Here is a 3,022-nt window from a genome sequence, read left to right as displayed (position 1 = left end):
GCTGCCCGACACCGTCGTCATCGGCCTGGCCCTCAACAGCCAGTCCATCAACGGCGGCGCCCGCGTCGCGCGCAGCGGGGCCATCCGCTCGCGGGTGCCGGCCAGGAGGAGCACAGTCGTCCGCTCGCGGCCGGAATCCGGCGGGGCGGCCGGGGCCGCGTCGGTGGTGGGGGCGGCGGTGGGTCGTGCGGTGCCGGGGCCGAACCGGGGCCGGACGTCGCGGGCGTCCTCGGCGGTCATGGGCGGTAAGGAGATCTCGGCCCCGGCGATGACGCGGTCGGCCACGAGCCGGACGACGTCGCGGTAGCGGTCCCAGCCGGTGGCCTGCTCGCGCAGCAGTCCGGCCACGCCGTCGCCGTCGCCGATCAGCGGCTCCGCGTCGGCGATCGCGCGGGGCAGGACGAGGCGCGGGGTGCGCCAGAGCACGCCGATCATCGTCGGGGGCCGCTGGCCCGTCCGCCGGGTCCTGCGGTCCATCCGCTCCCGGAAGACGGCCCAGTCCCGGGCGCAGTCAGGGCTGTTGACGTAGTCCTCGGAGTAGAGCGCCACCAGGGTGCGGCAGTCGAGGACGGCGGCGTGCGGCCCGGCCGCCGGTGGGCCGGCGGGCTGGAGGCGGCCTTCGAAGCGGGGGACGCCGCCCAGGCGGCTGTTGACCTCGTGCTGGATATCACTGTGGAACCGCTGTACTTGACCTCGATCACCGGTCGAGCTCGCGTAACTCACGAAGAAGAACGGCTTCACAGCATCCCCCAGGCGCCCGCCCTCCGCGCCCGTCTCTTGACGGCTCCGCACCGGGGAACCGCCCCGCATGGATTGATGACGCTTGCTCTTCGAGTCTAGGGCCAGTGCTGCATTCATACCGCAAAAACCAGTCATCGGCGGTGAGTTCATCGCAAAATTTTGGCCGTGTCGGGTGGACCGGAAAGGGCTCCGGTGACCGCGGCTGCCAGCCGTTGCCTGATGTGGCCGATGAGAAGGGCCAGATCGAGGCAGTAGACGGACGGGTTGTCGAATCCGCGCCCCCGCCCGTACCGGTGGGCGCGGAGTCCGCCGCCGCAGATCCTGCCCACCGGGCACGAACGGCAGGTCCGGCAGAGCGACTCCAGTCCGGAGGCGGGCCGTTCGGGCAGCGCGAGGACGGCGTCGAAGCTGTGATCCCGGACGTTGAGACCGGTCGCGGCGGCGCCGTCGGCGACGGCCTTGAGCGAGTCGGCCCAGGCGAGGGAGCCGTCCGTCTCGATCACCACGGCGTCGGCGGGCAGCAGCCCGACCACCTCGCTGCCGCTGCTGCCCGCGAGCAGCAGGTCGGTGATCGCGTCGAACAGCCGCAGCCGGAACGGGCACCCGTCGGCCCACCAGCGGTCGAAGGCGGCGGCCAGCCACGCGCCGTACCGCGCCTCGCCGGGGACGTGTCCGGGCGGCGGGTGGTCCCACGTGCCGTGCGGGAGTAGGAGGTCGGCCATCGGGGGCCGGTGGGCGGCGAGGGCGCGGTAGGTCGCGTCCGGGTCGTTGGCCAGGTCGACCGTGCAGAGCAGGCCCTCGAACAGCCGCCGGTACTCGGGCCGGTGCAGCAGGTCGAGCGCGCGGAGAACGTCGGCGTGGCTGCCGCGCCCGTCGGCGCGGCGGCGGTGCCGGTCCTGGGCGGCCCGGTCGCCGTCCAGGCTGATGCCGACGCCGATGTCGTGGCGGGCCAGTGCGTCGAGCAGCGGCCGGTCGAGGAGCAGCCCGTTGGACTGGACGACGAACTGGGCGGTGGCGCCCGTGCCGTGCAGCCGGTCGCGGGTGGTCCCGGCGAGGCGGGAGATGACCCCGGCCCCGGCGAGCAGGGGCTCGCCGCCGTGCAGGATCATGCGGACCGTGGGCAGGCGGTGGCGGCGGGCGTGCTCCGCGACGCGGGTCACGAGGCTGTCCAGCGTCGCGGCGGACATCACGCGGGGGCGGTCGCGCCAGCCGGTGTCGCGCAGTTCGTAGACGTAGCAGTAGTCGCAGGCGAGGTTGCAGCGGCTGTGCAGTTTGATGACGAACTGGTCGAACGGGCGGACCGCCGGCGGCTCGGGTCCCGGTCCCGGTCTCTGTTCCGGTCTCTGTTCCTGTTCCGGTCCCTGTTGCTGGTGCTGTCTCTGTTCCTGTCCGCCGTCCGGCCAGGGCCGGGGCGGGGCCGTCGCGGAGTCGAAGGTGGGCGTCTGCCGGCGGACGCGCAAGGTCCGCGCCTGCCAGCGGGCGACCGTCGACGGCGGTAACGCGAGGGCAGCGGAATCGTCCACTCGCCACCTCCAGATTCCCCCTTTCCATAAGATAAGCATGTCGCCATACATGATTGGAGCCGCCAATCAGCCAAAGACGAGCACGAATTCAGCGGGGACGCGGTCGGCGCGGACGCCGGCGGACGGCGGGCGAAGGGGGGCGCGAGGCCGATGGGAGCGGCATTCCTGACGAGTTCGGCGGCGGCGGACGCCGGTCTGTACGTGGAGCGGTTCCACCGGGATCTGTGCGGGGCGGTGGCTGCCGTGGCGGGCCGCCCGGTGACCGGCGTCCTGCGGCGCTCCGGCGGGACGGTCGCGGCGGCCGACGCCGCCGTCCTGGTGGCGCTGTGCTCCCCCGCGTACTACCGGGACGCCGACTGCGGGCTCGACTGGGCCGCCTTCGAACGCCGCCTCGGCCGCCGGCCGGGGGCGGCGCGCGGGGCGCGGAAGACCCGGTTACAGGTCCTGTGGGTGCCGGCCGATCCGCCGCCCGGACTGCCGCGGGCCGCCGCGGGCGCGGCGGGGCCGTTCTCCCGGTACGCCGAGGGCGGGCTGCTGGAGATGATGCGGCACGACCGGGGGACCGATCCGCTCGGCTACCGCGAGGTGCTGCGGGATCTGGCGCGGGACGTGTGGGAGGGCCACGGGCAGGCGCTGCCCGCGCTGCTCCCCGGCGACCACGAAACGCTGACGCCCAGCTTCCCGGTCGTTCCCCGGCGCGAACCGGAGCCGTCGCCGGAACCAGAACCGTTGCGGGAGGGGGAACGGGGGCGGGAGCC

1 protein-coding gene and 2 pseudogenes are annotated in these 3,022 nt (G+C 74.0%); 1 reads left to right on the top strand and 2 read right to left on the bottom strand.

Annotated elements, in window-relative coordinates; all coding sequences use genetic code 11:
• Nucleotides 1-723, bottom strand: a pseudogene (locus ACSNOC_RS27370) (hypothetical protein); the annotation flags it as partial.
• Nucleotides 724-887: 164 nt separating this feature from the next.
• Entirely contained in the window at nt 888-2,264 is a 1,377-nt protein-coding gene (locus ACSNOC_RS27365) for an FxsB family cyclophane-forming radical SAM/SPASM peptide maturase (protein ID WP_436750265.1), read from the bottom strand.
• Nucleotides 2,265-2,414: 150 nt separating this feature from the next.
• On the opposite strand from ACSNOC_RS27365, the pseudogene ACSNOC_RS27360 reads away from it, so the two are divergent.
• Nucleotides 2,415-3,022: pseudogene (locus tag ACSNOC_RS27360) on the top strand (hypothetical protein); the annotation flags it as partial.

It is taken from the genome of Streptomyces sp. URMC 129 (genome assembly GCF_051386415.1).
Classification (GTDB): domain Bacteria; phylum Actinomycetota; class Actinomycetes; order Streptomycetales; family Streptomycetaceae; genus Streptomyces.
Note: the sequence above shows the minus strand (reverse complement) of the source record. Positions and strands in the feature narration are given on the sequence as shown.